This window comes from Streptomyces sp. NPDC058008 (assembly GCF_042886395.1).
In the GTDB taxonomy this organism is placed as follows: domain Bacteria; phylum Actinomycetota; class Actinomycetes; order Streptomycetales; family Streptomycetaceae; genus Streptomyces.
This window is the reverse complement of the sequence record NZ_JBHVQX010000020.1, coordinates 1-15,674: the sequence shown is the minus strand read 5'-3', so window position 1 is coordinate 15,674 and position 15,674 is coordinate 1. Positions and strand designations below refer to the sequence as shown.

Below are 15,674 nucleotides of genomic sequence, written 5' to 3'. Positions count from 1 at the left end.
CGGCGATCGATCGGAATACTCAACTCCGGATCGGGTGCGTGATCTTCCTGCTCAGCGGCCCCGCGGTCCGGTCGCTCAATCTCGCGGTCAGCGCGTGACCCCGGCCCCCGGTCGTCCGTTGTCTTCATGAGCCGGGAACCACCCGGCCCACGCACCGAGTTCGAGGAGCCACCCGTGCCGCGCATGCTCGACGTCAGCGAGGACGTACGCGCCGAGATCGGCGATGCCGAAGCCGACCGGCTGCTCGTCGGCGACAGTGCCCCAGGCAGTTACGACTGCACGTCCTGCCGCACCCCCGGCGACTCCGACCAGGAACGCACCAGCACGGTGCTGTTCGTGGGCGAGGAGACCGCCGTGCTCGCCTTCGCCCACGCGACCTGCATCCCCTCGCAGGTCGTCCAGGTCGCGGAGGACCAGCTCCAGGGCGCCGTGCGGTCCATCACCGGCAGCGAGCCACAGAATCCGGAGGGCCTCATGCCCGAACAGGCCGTCCTCGGCATCACCAGCGGTCTCGTCCTGATCGAGGACGACCTCCGCCCCGCGCTGGTCGTCGAACCGACCGGGCCGATCGCCCGTCCCGGTACCGACGGCAGCGGCGGTGACCAGTTCCTCCAGCTCCTGCTGGAGCAGGGCTTCCTGCCGACGCCCCACCTGAACCGGCTGCCCGGCGTCCTGCCCGGCTGGTCCGTCCTGCTGGCCATGGGCCGGCTGCACGCCGTGCTCCAGCCGGGCGCGGGCGGCGGCGGCAACCCGGTCGCCTGGTGGCAGGCGCACCAGCCGCTCCAGGTGACCGAGGGCTGGCGGACGGCCGCCAACAAGGCGCAGAGCGTGCTGGTGTTCGCCGCACCGGCCGGTTCCATCGGCCAGCAGCCGCGTGAGGACCTGCTCCGTGACGCCCTGGACAAGGCGGCGGTCAACGGTCTGCTGGTCGCGGCGACCATGCCGCTCGCCGGGACCTGAGCGTGCCGGTGCCGCCGCCCTCCGCCCGCCGGACGCCGATTTATCCGCCCCGCCCGCATCCGACGGGCGGTGAGGTCGTTGGCACCTACGTGCACTCATACGACCCTTCTCGCCATCAGCAGGCCCCGATTCCGGCCATGCGCCCGTCGCAGGACCCGTCGGGCGGCAAGTCCCCCACCCCGATCTACGACGCGCTGTACTCCGAGTACAGGCGATCGTTCCGGGCGCTCCCCGGGGACCGCACCGGTGAGGAGAACCTCGGCTTCAGAACGTTCGGCATCGGGATGTTCGGCAGCCGTGCACCGCTGAACGGCCGTGGGGCGGCGAACGCCCAGGGAAGCCATGGCACGGGCGGCCCCAACCCGGGTTCCTGGCAGCGGGTCGGCCGGCACGCGGGGCGCGGGCGGCCCGCGGCGCTGCCCCCGGGCTCCTCGGACGGCTGAAGGACACGCCGAAGCCCCTGACCCCACCCGTTCGCACGGGGGGCCAGGGGCTTCGGCGTGCCTTCGGCTACTTCTTGCGGCCGCGCTTCTCGCGGACCCGCACCGAGATGTGCAGCGGGGTGCCCTCGAAGCCGAACTCCTCACGCAGGCGGCGTTCGACGAAGCGGCGGTAGCCGTGCTCCAGGAAGCCGGACGAGAAGAGGACGAACCGCGGGGGCTTGGTGCCCGCCTGGGTTCCGAAGAGGATGCGGGGCTGCTTGCCGCCGCGCACCGGGTGCGGGTGGGAGGCGACGATCTCACCGAGGAAGGCGTTCAGCCGGCCGGTGGGAACGCGGGTCTCCCAGCCCTCGATCGCGGTCTCGATCGCCGGGACCAGCTTCTCCATGTGCCGGCCTGTGACGGCCGAGACGTTGACGCGGGGGGCCCAGGAGACCTGCGCGAGCTCGGTGTCGATCTCGCGCTCGAGGTAGTAGCGGCGCTCCTCGTCGAGGGTGTCCCACTTGTTGAAGGCGATCACGACGGCACGGCCGGCCTCGACGGCCATGGTGACGATCCGCTGGTCCTGGACGCTGATGGACTCGCTGGAGTCGATCAGGATGACGGCGACCTCGGCCTTCTCCACGGCGGCCGCGGTGCGCAGCGAGGCGTAGTAGTCCGCGCCCTCCTGGAGGTGGACCTTGCGGCGGATGCCGGCCGTGTCGATGAACTTCCAGGTGATGCCGCCGAGGTTGATCAGCTCGTCGACCGGGTCGCGGGTCGTGCCGGCCAGGGCGTTGACGACGACGCGGTCCTCGCCGGCGACCTTGTTCAGCAGGGAGGACTTGCCGACGTTCGGGCGGCCGATGAGCGCGATGCGGCGCGGGCCGCCGAGCGCGGCGCCGAAGGTCTGCTCGGGGGCCTCGGGCAGGGCCTCCAGGACGGCGTCCAGCATGTCGCCGGTGCCGCGGCCGTGCAGGGAGGAGACCGGGTGCGGCTCGCCGAGGCCCAGCGACCACAGGGCGGTGGCGTCGGCCTCGCCGCTCTGTCCGTCGACCTTGTTCGCGCAGAGGACGACGGGCTTGCCGGCCCGGCGCAGCAGCTTGACGACGGCCTCGTCGGTGTCGGTGGCGCCGACGGTGGCGTCGACCACGAACACGACCGCGTCGGCCGTCTCGATGGCGTACTCGGCCTGGGCGGCGACGGAGGCGTCGAGGCCCAGCACGTCCTGCTCCCAGCCGCCGGTGTCGACGACCTTGAAGCGGCGGCCCGCCCACTCGGCCTCGTAGCTGACCCGGTCACGGGTGACGCCGGGCTTGTCCTGGACGACGGCCTCGCGGCGGCCGATGATCCGGTTCACCAGGGTCGACTTGCCGACGTTCGGGCGGCCCACGACGGCGAGCACGGGGAGCGGTCCGTGACCGGCCTCACCGATCGCGCCCTCGACCTCCTCGGGGTCGAACCCCTCCTGCGCGGCGAGCTCCATGAACTCCGCGTACTCGGCATCGCCAAGTGCTCCGTGCTCGTGGTCCGAGCCGCCGGAGTGAATCTGGTCGTTCATGAAGTCCGTTCCTCTTTGCATCATCATCGATGGGCCACGATCGCGCGGCCCACTACTCAAGTGTCACAGGCGTCCGGTGAGACGCCTGGCGTTCTCCAGGTGAGCGGTCAGCTCGCCCTGGATGCGCAGCGTCGCCTCGTCCAGTGCCTTCCTGGTACGCCGCCCGCTGCCGTCGCCGGCCTGGAAGGCGCCGCCGAAGACGACGTCGACCCGGCTGCGCAGCGGAGGCAGTGCCCCTGTCAACCGCCCGCGGCGCTCCGTGCTTCCCAGGACCGCGACGGGGACGATCGGCGCCCCGCCGCGCACCGCGAAGTACGCGAGTCCCGCGCGCAGGGAGGCGAAGTCCCCCTCGCCCCTGGTGCCCTCGGGGAAGATCCCGAGGACGCCGCCGCCGTCCAGCACGCCCAGTGCCTGGGTGACGGCGTTGCGGTCGACGGTCGTACGGTCCACCTTCAGCTGCCCGATCCCGCGCAGGAACGGGTCGAGGGGACCGACGAACGCCTCCTTCTTGATCAGGAAGTGGACGGGCCGGGGCGCGGTGCCCATGAGCATCGGTCCGTCGAGGTTGTGCGCGTGGTTCACGGCGAGTATGACGGGTCCCGTGGTGGGCACGCGCCACGCACCGAGCACACGGGGCCTGAACAGCCCGTACATGAGCCCGATGCCGATCCCGCGTCCGACGGCCGCTCCGCGCAGCGTCGGCGCGGCGGTGGCTCCGGTCACTTCGCGGCCTGCTTCTCCCCGACGAGGGTGACGACGCACTCGATGACCTGCGCGAGGCTCAGGTCGGTGGTGTCCACCTCGACGGCGTCGGCGGCCTTCGCCAGCGGCGAGGTCTTACGGCCCGAGTCGGCGGCGTCCCGCCTGATCAGGGCCTCCCTGGTGGCGCTGAGGTCGGAGCCCTTGACCTCACCGCTGCGGCGGGCGGCGCGCGCCTCGGGGGACGCGGTCAGGAAGATCTTGATGTCGGCGTCGGGCAGCACGGTCGTGCCGATGTCGCGGCCCTCGACGACGATGCCCCGCTCGGCTCCGGCGGCGATGACGCGCTGCAGCTCGGTGATCAGGGTGCGCACCTCGGGCACCGCGCTGACGGCGCTGACCGCGGAGGTGACCTCCTGGGTGCGGATGGGGCCGGAGGCGTCCTCGCCGTCGACAGTGATCGTCGGGGCGGACGGGTCGGTGCCGGAGACGATGACGGGCTTGGCGGCGGCCGTGGCGATCTCGGCCGGGTTCCGCACGTCGATGCCGTTGTTCAGCATCCACCAGGTGATCGCCCGGTACTGGGCGCCGGTGTCCAGGTAGCTCAGGCCGAGCTGGGCCGCGACGGCCCTGGAGGTGCTCGACTTGCCTGTGCCGGAGGGGCCGTCGATGGCGACGGTCACTGCGGCCGGGGCGGTCCGGGCGGCGGCGCTTACGGTTTCCACGGTGGTGGACACCTTCCTGGTACACGGGGACGGGCGGAGCGGGGCCAGGGGACGGCCTCCCCCAAGGTTACCGAGTGCGCGAAGCGGCTTTGTACCCCTGTCTCCGGGCCCGTCCCCGGGCCCGGCTACGGGCGGATCGACCAGCCGCGCTCGCCGAGGGCGGCGCTCAGCGCGGACGCGGCGCTCGGCTCGACCATGAGCTGGACCAGTCCGGCCTGCTGGCCGGTGGCGTGCTCGATGCGTACGTCCTCGATGTTGACGCCCGCACGCCCCGCGTCGGCGAAGATGTTCGCCAGCTCGCCCGGCCGGTCGCTGATGAGCACGGCGACGATCTCGTACGCGGCGGGGGCCGCCCCGTGCTTGCCGGGGACCCTGACCCGGCCCGCGTTGCCGCGGCGCAGGACGTCCTCGATGCCGACGGTGCCCGTGCGGCGTTCGTCCTCGTCGGCGGACTGGAGGCCGCGCAGCGCCCGGACCGTCTCGTCCAGGTCGGCGGCGACGCCCGCCAGGACGTCGGCGACCGGGCCGGGGTTGGCGGAGAGGATCTCCACCCACATCCGGGGGTCGGAGGCCGCGATGCGGGTGACGTCCCTGATGCCCTGGCCGCACAGGCGTACGGCGGTCTCGTCGGCCTCCTCCAGCCGGGCGGCGACCATCGAGGAGATCAGCTGCGGGGTGTGGGAGACGAGGGCGACGGCACGGTCGTGGGCGTCGGCGTCCATGACGACGGGGACGGCGCGGCAGAGCGCGACCAGTTCCAGGGCGAGGTTGAGGACCTCGGTGTCGGTGTCACGGGTCGGGGTGAGGACCCAGGGTCGGCCCTCGAAGAGGTCCGCGGTCGCCGCCAGGGGCCCGGAGCGCTCCTTGCCGGCCATCGGGTGCGTACCGATGTACGGCGTGAGGTCCACGCCGAGCGCCTCCAGCTCGCGGCGCGGGCCGCCCTTGACGCTCGCGACGTCGAGGTAGGCGCGGGCGGCGCCGTCGCGCATGGCCGTGGCGAGCACCGCGGCGGTGTGGGCGGGCGGTACGGCGATGACGGCCAGGTCGACGGGGCCCTCGGGGGCCTCGTCGGTGCCGGCGCCGAGCGCGGCGGCGGTGCGGGCCGAGGACGGGTCGCGGTCGGCGAGGTGCACCTGGATGCCGCGCCCGGCGAGCGCGAGGGCGGCGGAGGTCCCGACCAGGCCGGTCCCGATGACGAGGGCTGTTCTCACTGGGCGATGTCCTTGCGGAGGGCGCCGGTGGCGCCGAGGTAGACGTGGTTGATCTCCGCCTTGGAGAGGTACGTCTCGACGTGGGCCAGTATGCGGACCACCCGGGGCATGGCCCCGGCGATGTCCAGCTCCTGGGCGCAGATCAGCGGTACGTCGACGATGCCCAGGCCCCGGGCGGCGGCCGCGGGGAAGTCGCTGTGCAGGTCGGGGGTGGCGGTGAACCAGATGCTGATCAGGTCGTCGGCGACGAGCTGGTTGCGCTCCAGGACCGCGGTGAGGAGCTCGCTCACCCGCTCGCCCATGTGACCGGCTTCGTCCTGCTCAAGCTGGACGGCTCCACGGACTGCTCGTACCGCCACGTCGTACCCCTCGTCGCCTCGTGCTGCGTGCCCTTTCAGCCTAGAGGTGCGGGGCCGGTGCCGGTCACGGTGCCCTGTCCGTGAGACGCGGCGGCGTGCACGGCGAGCAGGCTGCGCCAGATCCGGCCGGCGAGCTGCTCGGGGGTGGCGTCGGTCAGGCCGTGGACCCAGTCGGAGAGCATCCCGGTGAACAGTCCGGCGACGGCGCTCGCCGTGAGGTCGTGGCCGCCCGCGGCGGGCCTGCGGCGGCGCAGTTCGTCGAGGCTGTACCGGCGGAGCTCCCGGTGCAGCAGCTCCCCGAGAGGGCCGCCGCCGCCGGGGCCGAGCAGGCTCCGGTGGACGGCGGCGCGGCCCTGGATCTCCTGGAGCAGGGTCAGCAGTTCCGGTGGCGGCGCGTCCGGGCCCGGCGGTGTCCGGCCCCAGGCGTGCAGGGCCTCGACCGCCTCCCGTACGACACCGGCGCAGGCGTCCACGGCCAGCGCGCGCAGGTCGTCGTAGTGCAGGTAGAAGGTGGCGCGGCCGACGCCCGCGCGGCGCGCCACGTCCGCCACCCCGACGCGGTCCAGCGGCCGGTCCGCGCAGGCGTCGAGCAGCGCCTCGCGCAGGCGTGCCCGGGTGCGCGCGGTACGCGGGTCGCCGCTGCCGTCGGTCACCGCCGGTGCCATGCGGCTCAGCCCGCCGACAGGACGAGGGCGAGGCCGGCGGCGGCGGGCGCCGCCTGGACGTAGAGGATCCTGCGGCTGACGGTGGCCGCTCCGTACACCCCGGCGACGATCACGCAGCTCAGGAAGAAGATCTGCGCCTGGTGGGCGACGGGATCGCCCGCGATCAGGCTCCAGACCAGTCCGGCGGCCAGGAATCCGTTGTAGAGCCCCTGGTTGGCGGCGAGGGTGGCGCTCTGCGCGGAGAACTCCTCGGTGGTGCCGAAGGCCTTCCGTCCGCGCGGGGTGTCCCAGAGGAACATCTCCAGGACGAGGATGTAGGCGTGGATCAGCGCGACGAGCGCGACCAGTGCCTGGGCGGCGGTCTGCATGGTGTGCGGCCTCCTGCGGATCGACTTCCTGTACGTCTGTCCAGGAAGTTTTCTGGACAACCGTACAGGAAGTCCTTCCGTGGCCACTCGCCCGGGCGTACCCGCCGCCCGGTTGCTTCGTCCGCGCGGCCCGTGGCGCGACGATGCCTCCCATCGGCCGGCCACACGAGGAGAGCCATGGACGCGGGGCGAAGGACGGTGCTCACGGCGGGCGCCGCGGCACTGGTGACCGGCTGCGGATCGTCCGGCGGTGGCGGTGGGGGCGGCGAGAGCTCCGCGCCGGCCTCCGGGGGCGGTGAACTGGCCCGGACGTCCGACATCCCGGTCGGCGGCGGCACGGTGTTCAAGGACCGCAAGGTCGTGGTGACGCAGCCGAAGGCCGACGAGTTCAAGGCCTTCTCCGCGGTGTGCACCCACGCGGGCTGCATCGTCGCGACGGTGGCGGACGGCACCATCGACTGCGCGTGCCACGGGAGCCGGTTCAGCATCGAGGACGGCGCGGTGGAGAGGGGACCGGCGACGAAACCGCTGCCCGCCGAGCCGATCACCGTCGAGGGCGGCGCCGTCCGCCTCGGATAGGCCGCGTACGCTCGCGCGCATGATCACTCCTGACGGGGCGCGGCTCGTGCGGGATCACACCGTCTACTCCTGTGTGATGGGCTCCCGCGCCTTCGGGCTGGCCACGGAGGGCAGCGACACGGACCGGCGCGGGGTGTTCCTGGCGCCCACCCCGCTGTTCTGGGGCTTCGCGAAACCGCCGGCCCATGTGGAGGGGCCGGCGGACGAGCAGTTCTCCTGGGAGCTGGAGCGCTTCTGCGAGCTGGCGCTGCGGGCCGACCCCAACGCGCTGGAGTGCCTGCACTCCCCGCTCGTGGAGCGCGCCGACAGCACCGGCGAGGAGCTGATCGGCCTGCGCGGGGCGTTCCTGTCCCGCCGGGCCCACGGCACGTTCGTCCACTACGCGACGGGCCGGCGCAGGAAGCTGGAGGCGGACGTCCGGCGGGACGGCGCCCCGCGCTGGAAGCACGCCATGCACCTGCTGCGGCTGCTGGCGTCGGTCCGGGACCTGCTGCGGACGGGCGAACTGCGGATCGATGTCGGCGACGCGCGCGAGGACCTCCTGGCGGTGAAGCGGGGCGAGGTCCCGTGGGCCGAGGTGGAACGCCGGATGACACGTCTGGCCGAGGAGACCGACGAGGCCCTCACCCGCTCGCCACTGCCCCCGGAGCCTGACCGGGAACGCGTGGAGGCGTTCCTGGTCCGGGCCCGGCGGACGTCGGCCGCGAACCACTCCTAGGGGGTGACGGGCTCCCCGGCGGGCACCGGGGCCCGGCCCGTGACCGGTGGCACGGCTCCTCGCGGAGGTGCCGTGCCGACGTGCACGGATCACCCGTCCCAGAGCGCGGCCAGCGACAGCAGGTCGCTGCGGTACTCGATGTTCTCCGCCCACTCCTTGGGCCAGGCGCCCGCCCCCAGGTGTGCGCCCGCCAGCGCCCCGGTGAGGCAGGCCAGCGAGTCCGAGTCGCCCCGTGTGCAGGCCGCTCTGCGCAGGGCGGTGACGGGTTCCTCGGGGAAGAGCAGGAAGCAGTGCAGGGCCGTCGCGAGCGCCTCCTCCGCGATCCAGCCGTCACCGGTGGCCTCGCAGGGGTCGAGCTCGGGGGACGGGGACCGCAGGGCGTCCTGGACCCGGGCGAGAGCGGTGAGGCACTCGTCCCAGCCGCGCCGGATGTACGCCCCGGGCGTGGGGTCGCCCGCGTAGCGCCAGAGGTCACCGAGCCAGCGCTCCGGGTAGCGGTCCCGGTTCTCGTAGGCGTAACTGCGCAACTGCCCCACCAGGCCCATCGGTTCCGCGCCCTGCGCCAGCAGGTGCACCGCGCGGGCCGTCAGGTCGGACGCCGTCGGCGCGGTGGGGTGACCGTGGGTCAGCGCGGCCTGGAGCTGGGCGGCGCCGGAACGCTGTTCCTCGCTGAGGCCGGGCACGAGGCCGACGGGCGCGACCCGCATGTTCGCGCCGCAGCCCTTGGAGCCGGTACGGCTGGCCTCCTGCCAGGGCCGTTCGCCCTCGAGCAGGCGGCAGGCCGACATGCAGGTGCGGCCGGGCGCGCGGTTGTTGTCCGGTGAGTGGTACCAGCCGACGAACTCCTCGCGGACGGGGTGCGCCAGCCGGGGCGGGGTGAGCAGTCCCCGGTCCATGGCGGTGCGTATGCCGCGTCCCAGCGCGAGGGTCATCCGGGTGTCGTCGCTGACGCGCGCCGGATCCGGCATCCGCATCTGCCGCCAGGGCCCGCGCCCGGCGAGGATCGACGGCACGTTGTCGAACTCGGTGGGGAAGCCCAGCGCGTCGCCGAGCGCCAGCCCGGTCAGCGCGCCCGTGGCCGCCTGTTTGGTGAGCATCCTTGTCGGGATCATGATGTCCGTCCTTCGGGGCGTCCTTCCGGGCGCAGGAGTGGTGGATGAAGGGCGGTGGCGGCACCCGCCCGGTAGAGCGCGGCCGGTTTCCCCCGTCCGCCGGTGCGGCGCGGCGGTCCGTCCACGGCCTGGACGAATCCGGGCGTGGCGAGGACCTTGCGCCGGAAGTTGGGCCGGTCCAGCCCGACGCCCCAGACCGTCTCGTAGACCTGCTGGAGCTCACCGAGGGTGAACTCGGCGGGGCAGAAGGCGGTGGCCAGGCAGGAGTACTCCAGCCTGGCCCCGATCCGGTCGCGCGCGTCGGACAGGATGCGGTCGTGGTCGAAGGCGAGCGGCCCGGTGCCGCCCGCGTCCCACCACCGCGCGTGGGCCGCGTCCCCGCCGCCCCGGGGTTCCGGGAGGTCCGGCACGAGCGCGGCGTACGCGACGGAGACGACCCGCATCCTGGGGTCGCGGTCCGGGTCGCTGTAGGTGCGCAGCTGTTCGAGGTGGAAGCCGCACACGGACCGCTGGGTGAGTCCGGTCTCCTCGGCGAGCTCGCGGCGGGCCGCCTCCTCCGCGGACTCCCGGGGCAGGACGAAGCCGCCGGGCAGCGCCCAGCGCCCCTGGTAGGGGGCCTGGCCGCGTTCCACGAGCAGGACGTGGAGCCGGGCCTCGCGGACCGTGAAGACGGCGAGGTCGACGGTGACGGCGAAGGGGAGGAAGGCGTGGGGGTCGTACCCCTCGGGGGCGGTGCTCATCGCTTCTCCGGCGGGGGTGCGGTGCGGTGCCGGCCGGCGGCCGGCCGTTCGTCGACGGCGGCCGGGGCGCCGAGGGGGTCGTCGCGGGAGCCGGTGATCTGGACGAACCGGCGCCCCGTGCGGGTGGGTTCGGCACGGGAGCGGTACCGCGAGGTCCGGCCGGGTGTCCCCACCGCCCTCGCCGCGAGCGGCCGGGTCCCCGCGATGCGGGTGGTGCTCCGCACCGGCGGGACGGGCGCACCTGGTCCACCCCCGTGGGTCCAGGTCCACCGGCCGTACGCGGCGAGGGCGATGCGGACGGTCTGCGGGCCGGCGCCGGCGTGCGCACCGGGCCGGGTGAACAGCGGGGCGGTGCCGGGGGGCCGGCGGGCCGCGGGCCGGACGCGCGGCGCACCGCCGCCGGATCCCGGCACCCCGGTCCGGTCGACCGGGGTGACCGGGGCCGCCGCCCGGGGCCGTCGCAGGGGGGCGAGCACGTCCGTGAGCGTCACACACCCTCCCCTTTAATGGTCACTCTGACTATAAAGAAGAACCGGCGCGCGCAAAAGGCCCGCGGCCGGTTCCCGTTCGAAGAACTGAACGAGGAACCGGCCGCGGGCCGTTCGGGACCGGAGGAGGGCTAGAGGCCGACCTCGCGCATCAGCATGCCCACCTCGGTGTTGGTCAGGCGGCGCAGCCAGCCGGACTTCTGGTCGCCCAGCGGGATCGGCCCGAACGACGTCCGCACGAGGCGCTCGACCGGGAAGCCCGCCTCGGAGAGCATCCGCCGGACGATGTGCTTGCGGCCCTCGTGGAGGGTGACCTCGACCAGGTAGTTCTTGCCGGTGTTCTCGACGACCCGGAAGTGGTCGGCGCGGGCGTACCCGTCCTCCAGCTGGATGCCGTCCTTGAGCCGCTTGCCGAGGTCGCGCGGGAGCGGTCCCTGGATGGCGGCCAGGTAGGTCTTCTTCACGCCGTACTTGGGGTGCGTCAGACGGTGGGCCAGCTCGCCGTGGTTGGTGAGCAGGATGATGCCCTCGGTCTCGGTGTCCAGACGCCCCACGTGGAACAGCCGCGTCTCACGGTTGGTGACGTAGTCGCCGAGGTTCTGGCGGCCGTCCGGGTCCCCCATGGTGGAGACGACGCCGGCGGGCTTGTTCAGCGCGAAGAAGAGGTACGACTGGGTCGCGACGGTCAGTCCGTCGACCTTGATCTCGTCCTTCTGCGGGTCGACCCGCATGCCCTGCTCCAGGACGATCTCGCCGTTGACCTCGACCCTGGCCTGCTCGATCAGCTCCTCGCACGCCCGGCGCGAACCCATGCCGGCGCGGGCGAGGATCTTCTGCAGGCGCTCGCCCTCCTGCTCGGCGCCCGGGTGCGTCCTGGGCGTCCGGATCTCGGGCTTGTCGGCGTAACGGTCGCGGTTGCGCTGCTCGATCTTGGCGTCGAGCTCGCGGGGGCGGGCGGGCGCGCCCTGGCGCCGTCCGCCCTTGCTCACGTTCTGCGCGGGCTTCGGTCCGCCCTTGGCGCCGCCGCGGGCCGCCGCGCCACGGCCCTTGCGGGGGCCGCCGTCGCCGCCGGGCCGGTCGGAGCCCACGTCGTAGCGGCGCTCCTCGGGGCGGGGACGGCGGGGACGCTGCTCCTGCTGGTCGTCGCGCCCGGAGCCGGAGACCCGGGGGTTCGGGTTGCTGTTCCGGCCGCTGCCGCTGTTGTTCCTGCCGCCCGCGCCGCCGCTCCTGCCGCCGCCGCTGCCGCTTCCGCTGTTCCTGCCACTGCTTCGCATCAAAAATCCGTCTTGTCGTCTGCGTGAGTATCCGGGGTGTCCGGTGCGTCCGGATCGAACGACGGCACACCCTCTAGCGTCTCAGCCTCGATCGCGTCCGCCTCCGGGAGGAAGGGCGCGAGCTCCGGGAGCTCGTCCAGGCCTCGCAGGCCCATGCGCTCCAGAAAGTAGTTCGTCGTCCTGTACAGGATCGCACCTGTTTCGGGTTCCGCGCCCGCCTCCTCGACGAGACCCCTCTGCAACAGCGTCCGCATGACGCCGTCGCAGTTCACTCCGCGTACCGCCGAGACCCTCGACCGGCTGACCGGCTGGCGGTAGGCGACCACCGCCAGGGTCTCCAGCGCGGCCTGGGTGAGCCGGGCGTGCTGGCCGTCCAGGACGAAGCCCTCGACGGCCGGCGCGTACTCCGGGCGGGTGTAGAAGCGCCAGCCGCCGGCGACGAGCCTCAGGTCGAATCCGCGGCGCTGGACGGTGTACTCGTCGGCCAGCTCCCGCAGGGCGTCCGCCACGGCCCTGCGGGGCCGCTGGAGGACCTTGGCGAGGTGTTCCTCGGTGGCGGGCTCGTCGACGACCATCAGGACCGCCTCCAGGGCGGGCCTGAGGTCGAGCCCGGCGAGCGCCGTGTCCTGCCCGTCGTCGTCCGTGCTCATGCCTGTACGCCCTCCTCGGGCTCGCGCGTCTCCTGGTCGAACTCGTCCGTGACCACCGGCACGGTCCCCTCTCCCCCGGCCCAGCGGACCAGGAGGTCGCCGAGCGCCTCCTCCTGGTCGAGGGCGACCGCCTTCTCCCGGTACAGCTCCAGGAGCGCCAGGAAGCGGGCGACGACCGTCAGGGTGTCCTGGACGTCCTCGGTGAGCGCCCGGAAGCTGATCTCGCCCTCCGCCCGCAGCCGCGCCACCACGATCCCGGCCTGTTCGCGCACGCTGACCAGCGGGGCGTGGATGTGGTCGACGTACACCTGCGGCGCGGGCCTCGGCTGCATGGCCTTCACCGCGAGCCGGGCGAACCCCTCGGGGCCGATGCTGATCACGACCTCGGGCAGGAGCTCGGCGTGGTGGGGCTCCAGCCCGACGGTACGGGGGTACCGGCGGGACTCCGCGTCCAGCCGGTCGCTGAAGATCTCCGCGATCCGCTTGTACGCGCGGTACTGGAGCAGCCGCGCGAAGAGCAGGTCCCTGGCCTCCAGCAGGGCGAGGTCCGCCTCGTCCTCCACCTCCGCGGTGGGCAGGAGCCGGGCGGCCTTGAGGTCGAGGAGGGTCGCGGCGACGACGAGGAACTCGGTGGTCTGGTCGAGGTCCCAGTCGGGACCCATGGCCCGGATGTACGCCATGAACTCGTCGGTGACCTTCGACAGGGCGACCTCGGTCACATCGAGCTTGTGCCGGGAGATCAGCTGGAGGAGCAGGTCGAAGGGGCCTTCGAAGTTGACGAGCCGCACGGTGAACCGCCGGTCGTCGCCGGTCTCCCCGGCTTGCGGCACGGGCTCGGGCCCCGCCGGGCCGGGAGCCTCACCCGAAGGGCTCCGGACCGGCCCTGGGGCCTCCAGCAGGGCCGTCGGGGCTTCCGCGGCCGCCGGGGGTCCCTGCGGCGCGGAGGCGGCGGCAGGGGTCGCGGGCGGGGCGGTGGGAGCCGCCGGCCGTATGCCCGGCCCGCGGCCGAGGGCACGGCGGGTGGGGCGGGGCGCGTCGTCGGCAGTCGGCATGTGCTGGGGTCCAGGGGTGCGGCGGGAGGCGGGCGGTGGGCCCCGGGGGCGGGACCGCCCGTACGGCGGCCCTCCCCCGGCAGGCTACCGGCGCGGCACCGGTCAGCGGCCCCGCAGGCGCCGTACGAGGATGCTCGCGTCGCCGCGTGACTCCAGGTCGGCCAGCACCACGGCGACGGCCTCCCGGACGATGCGTCCGCGGTCCACGGCGAGTCCGTGCTCACCGCGCAGTACGAGGCGCGCGTGCTCGAGGTCCATCAGTTCCTCGGCCGACACGTAGACGGTGATCTTCTCGTCGTGGCGTTCCCGGCCGCTGGGCCGGCGGTTCGCTCCACGCCCTGCTCCGCTTCCGCGTCCGCGCTGCGGCTGGACGGTGGTGACCGCCTCCTGGGGCGGCGCGGTACGCGCCCGGGGCGGGGCCGCGGCCGCCCTGTCGTCCCCGTCCGCCCGGCTGCGCGAGCCTCCGCCGTCGGCGTCCGCCGCGGAGTGCTCCTCGCGGGCGGCACCGGCGGGTGTGTCACCGCCGGGGGGTGCGCCGTCCTGGCCGCCGCCGTCCGCCGCCGGTTCGCCGCCCGCGGCCGGTGCGGGGACCCGCCCCTCGCCGTTCGCCTTGCGCCGCCGCTCGGCGGAGGACGAGGCCTGGAGGCCCATGCCCCCGGTGGTACGGAACAGTTCGTCGGCCCCCGGCAGACTCACTCGGCGTGACACCGGGCGAGCACCTCCCTGGCGAGCTGGCGATAGGCGGCGGCACCGACCGAGTTGGACGCGTAGGTGGTGATGGGTTCACCGGCGACCGTGGTCTCCGGGAAACGCACCGTGCGCCCGATGACGGTGTGGTAGACGTGGTCGTCGAAGGCCTCGACGACGCGTGCGAGCACCTCGCGGCTGTGCACCGTGCGGGAGTCGTACATGGTGGCGAGGATGCCGTCCAGCTCCAGCTCGGGGTTGAGCCTCTCCTGGACCTTCTCGATGGTCTCGGTGAGCAGGGCCACACCGCGCAGCGCGAAGAACTCGCACTCCAGCGGGACTATCACCTTGTGTGCCGCCGTCAGGGCGTTCACGGTGAGCAGGCCGAGCGAGGGCTGACAGTCGATCACGATGTAGTCGTAGTCGGCCATCAGCGGCTTGAGGGCGCGCTGGAGCGTCGACTCCCGGGCCACCTCGCTCACCAGCTGCACCTCGGCAGCCGAGAGGTCGATGTTGCTGGGCAGCAGGTCCATGTTGGGCACGGCCGTCTTCAGCAGGACCTCGTCGGCCGCCATGCCCCGCTCCATGAGCAGGTTGTAGACGGTGAGGTCGAGCTCCATCGGGTTGACCCCGAGGCCCACCGAGAGGGCTCCCTGCGGGTCGAAGTCGACGAGCAGGACGCGCCGTCCGTACTCGGCGAGCGCGGCGCCCAGGTTGATGGTCGACGTGGTCTTGCCGACGCCGCCCTTCTGGTTGCACATCGCGATGATCTTCGCGGGGCCGTGGTCGGTCAGCGGACCGGGAATCGGGAAGTACGGCAGCGGGCGGCCGGTGGGGCCGATGCGCTCGCGGCGCTGGCGGGCCGCGTCGGGAGCGAGGGTGGCCGCGTACTCCGGATCGGGCTCGTATTCGGCATCGGGGTCGTAGAAGTGCCCCTCGGGCACCTCGGCGAAGTCGGCGAAGTGGGAGGTCTCTCGGCCACTTTCGTTGCCGGCCATGGCGTTCACGTGTAGGCCGTCCATCATCTGGGGGGCTGTCGTCATGTGCTGGTGGGTGGCGAAGGTGCGGACTGCGACGGAGCCGACAGCTTCGAGCCCGATCGGGCTCAGACCCCGTGCAGGCATCCCTGGTTGACCACCCCCGGGAGTAATTGTCGACTCATTCACAAGTCGTCTTACCTCCTTGGATGTGACCAGGAAACTTATCGATAGGTCAGCGTGGCACCATGCCGACGATTGGCGACTCTATGGCGTGTCACCGGTTCGCAGCAACACAATCCGCCGGACCCGGCCCGATGTGTCGGCAATCGAACACCCCTCTGTCAAGAGCGCGGAGCGTCCGGGGAACACCTTTCGCGGGGGTGCAAAAAGGGTAGAGGGTTACGTCTCCGGCGAGTTGGGCCGGCCC

At 73.1% G+C, this 15,674-nt stretch carries 19 protein-coding genes; 4 read left to right on the top strand and 15 right to left on the bottom strand.

Translation table 11 applies throughout. The features are described from left to right. Window positions 1-174 precede the first annotated feature (174 nt). Together ACFVS9_RS21050 and ACFVS9_RS21045 are read left to right on the top strand one after the other, a co-directional pair. Window positions 175-960: a hypothetical protein gene (locus tag ACFVS9_RS21050; RefSeq protein ID WP_383117287.1), complete on the top strand. Its 786-nt coding sequence runs from the start codon at window positions 175-177 to the stop codon at window positions 958-960. Between the two features lie 137 nt (window positions 961-1,097). Further along, a complete protein-coding gene (locus ACFVS9_RS21045; RefSeq protein ID WP_383117286.1) occupies window positions 1,098-1,403 on the top strand; it encodes a hypothetical protein in 306 nt (101 codons plus the stop codon). Window positions 1,404-1,470: 67 nt separating this feature from the next. Here the strand turns inward: ACFVS9_RS21045 and der are convergent, their stop codons facing one another. The 7 genes from der to ACFVS9_RS21010 all read right to left on the bottom strand — a co-directional run bounded on the left by der (window position 1,471) and on the right by ACFVS9_RS21010 (window position 6,967). After that, entirely contained in the window at window positions 1,471-2,940 is a 1,470-nt protein-coding gene (der, locus tag ACFVS9_RS21040; protein ID WP_383117285.1) for a ribosome biogenesis GTPase Der, read from the bottom strand. A gap of 63 nt (window positions 2,941-3,003) precedes the next feature. Continuing rightward, entirely contained in the window at window positions 3,004-3,663 is a 660-nt protein-coding gene (locus tag ACFVS9_RS21035) for a lysophospholipid acyltransferase family protein (RefSeq protein ID WP_383117284.1), read from the bottom strand. Continuing rightward, window positions 3,660-4,376, bottom strand: coding sequence for a (d)CMP kinase (cmk, locus tag ACFVS9_RS21030; RefSeq protein ID WP_383117283.1), 717 nt, complete (start codon window positions 4,374-4,376; stop codon window positions 3,660-3,662). The genes ACFVS9_RS21035 and cmk overlap by 4 nt, the downstream gene beginning before the upstream one ends. A 113-nt stretch (window positions 4,377-4,489) precedes the next feature. After that, window positions 4,490-5,575: a prephenate dehydrogenase gene (locus ACFVS9_RS21025; protein WP_383117282.1), complete on the bottom strand. Its 1,086-nt coding sequence runs from the start codon at window positions 5,573-5,575 to the stop codon at window positions 4,490-4,492. Beyond that, window positions 5,572-5,934, bottom strand: coding sequence for a chorismate mutase (gene aroH, locus ACFVS9_RS21020; RefSeq protein WP_383117281.1), 363 nt, complete (start codon window positions 5,932-5,934; stop codon window positions 5,572-5,574). The genes ACFVS9_RS21025 and aroH overlap by 4 nt, the downstream gene beginning before the upstream one ends. A 35-nt stretch (window positions 5,935-5,969) precedes the next feature. Next, window positions 5,970-6,599 (bottom strand): TetR/AcrR family transcriptional regulator, encoded by a 630-nt coding sequence (locus tag ACFVS9_RS21015; RefSeq protein ID WP_383117280.1) that lies wholly within the window; start codon window positions 6,597-6,599, stop codon window positions 5,970-5,972. Window positions 6,600-6,604: 5 nt separating this feature from the next. Next, window positions 6,605-6,967, bottom strand: a complete 363-nt coding sequence (locus ACFVS9_RS21010) for a DUF1304 domain-containing protein (protein WP_383117279.1) — start codon at window positions 6,965-6,967, stop codon at window positions 6,605-6,607. A gap of 177 nt (window positions 6,968-7,144) precedes the next feature. On the opposite strand from ACFVS9_RS21010, the gene ACFVS9_RS21005 reads away from it, so the two are divergent. Both ACFVS9_RS21005 and ACFVS9_RS21000 read left to right on the top strand, forming a co-directional pair. Next, complete coding sequence (locus ACFVS9_RS21005; protein ID WP_383117278.1) at window positions 7,145-7,546, top strand: Rieske (2Fe-2S) protein; 402 nt, start codon at window positions 7,145-7,147, stop codon at window positions 7,544-7,546. A gap of 19 nt (window positions 7,547-7,565) precedes the next feature. Continuing rightward, on the top strand, window positions 7,566-8,264 hold the full coding sequence (locus ACFVS9_RS21000) for a DNA polymerase beta superfamily protein (RefSeq protein ID WP_389934369.1): 699 nt from the start codon (window positions 7,566-7,568) through the stop codon (window positions 8,262-8,264). Window positions 8,265-8,353: 89 nt separating this feature from the next. Here ACFVS9_RS21000 and ACFVS9_RS20995 read toward each other — a convergent pair whose 3' ends face one another. The 8 genes from ACFVS9_RS20995 to ACFVS9_RS20960 form a co-directional block, all read right to left on the bottom strand. Beyond that, window positions 8,354-9,376 carry an ADP-ribosylglycohydrolase family protein gene (locus ACFVS9_RS20995; RefSeq protein WP_389934366.1) on the bottom strand — a complete coding sequence of 341 codons (1,023 nt, stop codon included), beginning with the start codon at window positions 9,374-9,376 and terminating at the stop codon, window positions 8,354-8,356. Further along, the gene (locus tag ACFVS9_RS20990) at window positions 9,373-10,116 is read right to left on the bottom strand and encodes an NUDIX domain-containing protein (RefSeq protein ID WP_383117275.1); all 744 of its coding nucleotides are present in this window, start codon (window positions 10,114-10,116) and stop codon (window positions 9,373-9,375) included. Before ACFVS9_RS20990 ends, ACFVS9_RS20995 begins: the two co-directional genes overlap by 4 nt. Next, window positions 10,113-10,607 (bottom strand): hypothetical protein, encoded by a 495-nt coding sequence (locus ACFVS9_RS20985; RefSeq protein WP_389934363.1) that lies wholly within the window; start codon window positions 10,605-10,607, stop codon window positions 10,113-10,115. The genes ACFVS9_RS20990 and ACFVS9_RS20985 overlap by 4 nt, the downstream gene beginning before the upstream one ends. A 128-nt stretch (window positions 10,608-10,735) precedes the next feature. Beyond that, entirely contained in the window at window positions 10,736-11,878 is a 1,143-nt protein-coding gene (locus tag ACFVS9_RS20980) for a pseudouridine synthase (RefSeq protein WP_383117273.1), read from the bottom strand. Then, on the bottom strand, window positions 11,878-12,528 hold the full coding sequence (gene scpB, locus ACFVS9_RS20975; protein WP_383117272.1) for an SMC-Scp complex subunit ScpB: 651 nt from the start codon (window positions 12,526-12,528) through the stop codon (window positions 11,878-11,880). Before scpB ends, ACFVS9_RS20980 begins: the two co-directional genes overlap by 1 nt. Further along, window positions 12,525-13,580 carry a segregation and condensation protein A gene (locus ACFVS9_RS20970; protein ID WP_389934359.1) on the bottom strand — a complete coding sequence of 352 codons (1,056 nt, stop codon included), beginning with the start codon at window positions 13,578-13,580 and terminating at the stop codon, window positions 12,525-12,527. The genes scpB and ACFVS9_RS20970 overlap by 4 nt, the downstream gene beginning before the upstream one ends. Window positions 13,581-13,682: 102 nt before the next feature. Continuing rightward, window positions 13,683-14,288, bottom strand: coding sequence for a hypothetical protein (locus tag ACFVS9_RS20965; protein WP_383117270.1), 606 nt, complete (start codon window positions 14,286-14,288; stop codon window positions 13,683-13,685). Further along, window positions 14,273-15,391, bottom strand: coding sequence for a ParA family protein (locus ACFVS9_RS20960; protein ID WP_033305452.1), 1,119 nt, complete (start codon window positions 15,389-15,391; stop codon window positions 14,273-14,275). Before ACFVS9_RS20960 ends, ACFVS9_RS20965 begins: the two co-directional genes overlap by 16 nt. Window positions 15,392-15,674: the final 283 nt, after the last annotated feature.

Excerpts from the sequence above, each read along its gene's own strand:
- ACFVS9_RS20960 (WP_033305452.1), bottom strand. The coding sequence starts at position 15,391 with ATGCCTGCACGGGGTCTGAGCCCGATCGGGCTCGAAGCTGTCGGCTCC.
- ACFVS9_RS21010 (WP_383117279.1), bottom strand. The coding sequence starts at position 6,967 with ATGCAGACCGCCGCCCAGGCACTGGTCGCGCTCGTCGCGCTGATCCAC.
- der (WP_383117285.1), bottom strand. The coding sequence starts at position 2,940 with ATGAACGACCAGATTCACTCCGGCGGCTCGGACCACGAGCACGGAGCA.
- ACFVS9_RS20990 (WP_383117275.1), bottom strand. The coding sequence starts at position 10,116 with ATGAGCACCGCCCCCGAGGGGTACGACCCCCACGCCTTCCTCCCCTTC.
- ACFVS9_RS20970 (WP_389934359.1), bottom strand. The coding sequence starts at position 13,580 with ATGCCGACTGCCGACGACGCGCCCCGCCCCACCCGCCGTGCCCTCGGC.
- scpB (WP_383117272.1), bottom strand. The coding sequence starts at position 12,528 with ATGAGCACGGACGACGACGGGCAGGACACGGCGCTCGCCGGGCTCGAC.
- ACFVS9_RS21005 (WP_383117278.1), top strand. The coding sequence starts at position 7,145 with ATGGACGCGGGGCGAAGGACGGTGCTCACGGCGGGCGCCGCGGCACTG.
- ACFVS9_RS21045 (WP_383117286.1), top strand. The coding sequence starts at position 1,098 with ATGCGCCCGTCGCAGGACCCGTCGGGCGGCAAGTCCCCCACCCCGATC.
- ACFVS9_RS21015 (WP_383117280.1), bottom strand. The coding sequence starts at position 6,599 with ATGGCACCGGCGGTGACCGACGGCAGCGGCGACCCGCGTACCGCGCGC.
- ACFVS9_RS20995 (WP_389934366.1), bottom strand. The coding sequence starts at position 9,376 with ATGATCCCGACAAGGATGCTCACCAAACAGGCGGCCACGGGCGCGCTG.
- ACFVS9_RS21000 (WP_389934369.1), top strand. The coding sequence starts at position 7,566 with ATGATCACTCCTGACGGGGCGCGGCTCGTGCGGGATCACACCGTCTAC.
- ACFVS9_RS20980 (WP_383117273.1), bottom strand. The coding sequence starts at position 11,878 with ATGCGAAGCAGTGGCAGGAACAGCGGAAGCGGCAGCGGCGGCGGCAGG.